The 4288-nt window shown below is 70.9% G+C and carries 4 protein-coding genes and 1 pseudogene; all 5 read right to left on the bottom strand.

Annotated features, from left to right (window positions below; genetic code table 11):
• The coding region (locus tag BAY1663_RS22220; protein WP_037045186.1) for a nicotinate-nucleotide--dimethylbenzimidazole phosphoribosyltransferase at positions 1 to 406 on the bottom strand (406 nt) is incomplete at its 3' end.
• Positions 406 to 924: a bifunctional adenosylcobinamide kinase/adenosylcobinamide-phosphate guanylyltransferase gene (cobU, locus tag BAY1663_RS22215; RefSeq protein ID WP_037045184.1), complete on the bottom strand. Its 519-nt coding sequence runs from the start codon at positions 922 to 924 to the stop codon at positions 406 to 408. The genes cobU and BAY1663_RS22220, both read right to left, overlap by 1 nt.
• Positions 925 to 1106: 182 nt before the next feature.
• Entirely contained in the window at positions 1107 to 2558 is a 1452-nt protein-coding gene (locus BAY1663_RS22210) for a cobyric acid synthase (RefSeq protein ID WP_037045182.1), read from the bottom strand.
• Positions 2555 to 3543: pseudogene (gene cobD / locus BAY1663_RS22205) on the bottom strand (threonine-phosphate decarboxylase CobD). The gene BAY1663_RS22210 and the pseudogene cobD overlap by 4 nt, the downstream one beginning before the upstream one ends.
• Positions 3536 to 4288 (bottom strand): adenosylcobinamide-phosphate synthase CbiB (cbiB, locus tag BAY1663_RS22200; protein ID WP_037045178.1); only part of this gene is annotated, 753 nt, incomplete at its 5' end. The gene cbiB and the pseudogene cobD, both read right to left, overlap by 8 nt.

The following is a 4288-nucleotide window of genomic DNA, read 5'->3' as shown; positions in this document are numbered from 1 at the left end:
CGAAATTGGCCGTGCCCGGGCCGAGGCGCAGGTGCGTCACGCCGTCCAGCTGCAACGGCTCGACGGTGCCCAGGTCGATCACTTCCAGCGGCGCATCCAGCCGCCGCGCCAGCACGCTGAGCGCCGCGCCGCCGCGCACGAAATTGCGCAGCATCTGTCCCGTCACCGCCTGCGGATAGGCCGAGACCCCCTCCTCCACCACGCCATGGTCGCCGGCGAACACCGCGATGCGCACGCGTTCGGCCCGTGGCCGCTCGCACCCCTGCATCGCCGCCAGCTCCAGTGCCAGGCTTTCCAGCCGGCCGAGCGCGCCACGCGGCTTGGTCAGTTGCTCCTGCCGCGCCAGCGCCCGGGCCCGAGCCGCCTCATCCAGCGGCCGGCACGGCGCATTCCACCACTCGCTCATCACTGTGCTCCTTTCAATATCATCGGCAACCCCGCGACCATGAAGCTCACCCGCTGCGCCCGTTCGGCCACCGCCTGGTGCAGCCAGCCGGCTTCGTCGACATAGCGCCGGGTCAGTTCGCCCAGCGGCACCACGCCCAGGCCGGTTTCGTTGCTGACCAGGATGATCCGCCCCGGCAACTGGCCAAGGCTTGCCAGCAGCGCGTCACGCTCGGCGGCCAGCCGCACCGGATCGTCCAGCAGCAACAGGTTGGTCAGCCACAGGGTCAGGCAGTCGACCAGCAGGCAGCGCCGGGCATCGGCCTGCTCGCGCAATACCCGCGCCAGTTGCAGCGGCTCCTCGACCAGCGACCAGTGTTCGGGGCGGCGCTGGCGATGCTGGGCGATACGCGCGGCCATCTCGCCGTCCAGCGCCTGGCTGGTGGCGACATAGGTCACCGCCAGGCCACTTTCGGCGGCGAGGCGCTCGGCCAGCCGGCTCTTGCCGGAACGCGCGCCGCCGAGGATCAGTTCAAGCATGTCGGTCTCCAGGATCCTGTTGCGGGCATGGCCCGCTTCCTACCCGGTGGGGCGGGTGCGATCTGCCATTTGGCCCCTCTCCGGCGGCTTGCACCCGCCCTACGCCATCCACACCTGTAGGCGCGAGCCATGCTCGCGAACCATGGTGTGCCCGCGCGCGCCTACGAAAGGCGCCAGCAACGCTAGACACCGCAAAGCCCGCGCAACAGCCGGGTATCCAGGTGCGTCTCGACCAGATCGGCCAGGCGCTCGATATCGCGCTCGCGCAGGGCGTGGTAATCCACCGTCTCGACCTCGCCGAGCCCCGCCCAGCGCAGCAGCGCGGCGCAGGCCGCCGGGCTTTCGAACAGGCCGTGCAGGTAAGTGCCGAGCACCTGCCCATCGGCGCTGAGGGCGCCGTCGCGGCGGCCATCGTCCAGCGCGACCGCGGCCTGGCGCAGCGCTGGCCCGTCGCTCACCCCGGCATGAATCTCGTAGCCGCTGACCTCCGCACCTTCCAGGCACAGCCGGCCACGCACGTTGCGCAGCTGCTTCTCGGCATGCAGCTCGGTGGTGAAATCCAGCAGCCCCAACCCGTCGCTCACGCCAGCCGCGCCTTCCAGCCCGAGCGGATCGGCGATGCGCTGGCCGAGCATCTGCAGCCCGCCGCAGATGCCCAGCAGCTTGCCGCCGTAGCGCAGATGGCGTCGGATCGCCGCCTCCCAGCCATTGGCGCGCAGCCAGGCGAGATCGGCGCGCACGCTCTTGGAGCCGGGCAGGATGATCAGGTCGGCCGCCGGCACCGCCTCGCCGGGGCCGACGAAGCGCAGCTCCACCTGCGGATGCAAGCGCAGCGGATCGAAGTCGGTGTGGTTGCTGATACGCGGCAGCACCGGCACCACCACGTTCAGCGTGTGATCGCCCTTGGCCGACTGGCGCACATCGATGGCGTCCTCGGCTTCCAGGTGGAAATCCATCAGGTACGGCAGCACGCCCAGCACCGGCTTGCCGGTACGTCGTTCCAGCCAGTCCAGTCCCGGTTGCAATAGCGCGATATCGCCGCGAAAGCGATTGATGACGAAGCCTTGCACCCGCGCCTGCTCGCTTTCCGAAAGCAGGGCCAGGGTGCCGACCAGATGGGCGAAGACGCCACCCTTGTCGATATCGGCGATGAGGATCACCGGGCAGTCCACCGCCTCGGCGAAGCCCATGTTGGCGATATCACCGGCACGCAGGTTGATCTCTGCCGGCGAACCCGCGCCTTCCACCATCACCACCGGGTAGCGTTCGCTCAGGCGTCGGTGGGATTCGAGCACCGCCTGCATGGCCACGCGCTTGTAGTCGTGATAGGCCACTGCGTCCATGCAGCTCAGGGCGCGGCCATGGACGATCACCTGGGCGCCGGTGTCGCTGTTGGGCTTGAGCAGCACCGGGTTCATGTCGGTGTGTGGCGCCAGCCCGGCGGCCTGGGCCTGCACCGCCTGGGCGCGGCCGATCTCGCCGCCGTCGGCGGTCACCGCGCTGTTGAGTGCCATGTTCTGCGGCTTGAACGGCGCCACCGCCACGCCCTGGCGCGCCAGCCAGCGGCACAGCGCGGTCACCAGGGTGCTCTTGCCGGCATCGGAGGTGGTGCCCTGCACCATCAGCGTGGTCATGAATCTTGCTCCCGGTAGCATCGAAGGGCCTGCTCCAGCCGGGCCCAGCCCGCCTCCTCGCCGGGCAGGCCGAAGCGCAGGCCGAAAGGCATGAACAAGCGCGTGAGAATACCGCTGTGCGCCAGGTGCTCGTACAGCGGTTCGGCGACCACGTCGAACACCGTCTGGAACAGCGCACAGCCGCCAACCGGCGGCAAGCCGTACGCCGCCAGCAGCGCCGCGAGCCGCGCGCCATCGGCGTCAACCGGCGGCGCTGGCGCTGCTGGCCTTCGTCATCGGCGAGCAGGGTGCTGCCCAGCCAGCGCGCCGGACCGGCGATCGCCCAGGGTCCGAGCAGCTCCTCGAGCGCGCGCAACAGTCCGTCATGCGCCAGCGCGAAGCCCAACCGCGCACCGGCCAGGCCGAAGAACTTGCCGAACGAGCGCAGCACGACGAGCCCCGGCAGATGGCTGTGCGCGGCCAGGCTGTGCTGCGGCGTGCAGTCCATGAACGCCTCGTCGACCAGCAGCCAGCCACCGGAAGCAGCCAGCCGGGCATGCCACTGCAGCAGTTGCTCGGCGGCGATCAGCCGGCCGGTGGGGTTGTTCGGATTGACCACCACCAGCACGTCGAGCCGATCCAGCGCACCCGGCACGCTGGCTTCGCAAAGCTCGACCAGCCGATGGCCCGCGCGCCGCCAGGCCTCGGCGTGTTCGGCATAGCAGGGCGAGACGACACCGACCCGCGCCTGCCGGCGCAAGCGCGGCAGCGCCTGGATCGCCGCCTGCGAACCGGCCAGCGGCAGCAGCGAGCGGGCACCGTAATAGCGCTGCGCCGCGGCCTCCAGCCCGTCGCCGGGTTCCGGCAGGCGACTCCAGGCGCTGGCGGGAATGCTCGGCAGCGACCAGCCATAGGGGGCGATGCCGGTGGACAGGTCGAGCCAGTCCGTCAGCGGGATGGCGTAGCGCTGCGCCGCCGTACGCAGCCTTCCGCCATGCTCAAGCATGCAGCCAGCCTCCGAGCAGCAGCACCAGCAGCCAGACGCCGACGCCGGCCCAGACCAGATCCAGCGCGCGCTCGATATCCCGCGCCTGCGGCGGCTCGCCCTCGCCCAGCGGCGGCCGCGCATGCGGCTCGCCGTGATAGATCGCCGGCCCGCCCAGCACCACGCCCAGCGCACCGGCACCGGCGGCCATCACCGGCCCGGCGTTGGGGCTGTCCCACAGCGGCGCCTGCCTGCGCCAGCAATACAGGGCCTGGCGGGTCCGCCCGAGCAGCGCATAGGTCAGCGCCACCAGCCGCGCCGGAACATAGTTGAGCGCATCGTCGATCCGCGCCGCGGCCCAGCCGAAGCGCTCGAAACGCGCATTGCGGTAGCCCCACATGGCATCCAGGGTGTTGCTCAGGCGATAGAGCACGACACCCGGCCCACCGGCGACGGCGAACCAGAACAGCGCGGCGAACACCGCATCGCTGCCGTTCTCCAGCACCGATTCGGTGGCGGCGCGGGCCACGCCCGTTTCGTCCAGCGCCGAGGTCTCGCGACTGACGATACGGCCGAGCCGCCGCCGCGCCTCGGGCAGATCGCCCAGCCACAACGCCCGCGCCACCGGTAGCGCATGTTCGCCCAGGCTGCGCAGCCCCAGCGCCAGGTACAGCAAGCCGATGTCCACCAGCCAGCCGACACCCGGCAGCAGGCCGAGCAGCCAGGCCAGCGCGGTCGGCGGCAGCACCGCCAGGCACCAGGCCGC

Source organism: Pseudomonas sp. BAY1663 (assembly GCF_000582595.1).
Taxonomy (GTDB): Bacteria; Pseudomonadota; Gammaproteobacteria; order Pseudomonadales; family Pseudomonadaceae; genus Stutzerimonas; species Stutzerimonas stutzeri_AF.
The sequence above is the reverse complement of the archived record's forward strand: the minus strand, read 5'-3'. Positions and strand labels throughout refer to the sequence as shown.

Coding starts and splice junctions, on each gene's coding strand:
- cobU (WP_037045184.1), bottom strand. CDS start 924: ATGCTTGAACTGATCCTCGGCGGCGCGCGTTCCGGCAAGAGCCGGCTG.
- BAY1663_RS22210 (WP_037045182.1), bottom strand. CDS start 2,558: ATGACCACGCTGATGGTGCAGGGCACCACCTCCGATGCCGGCAAGAGC.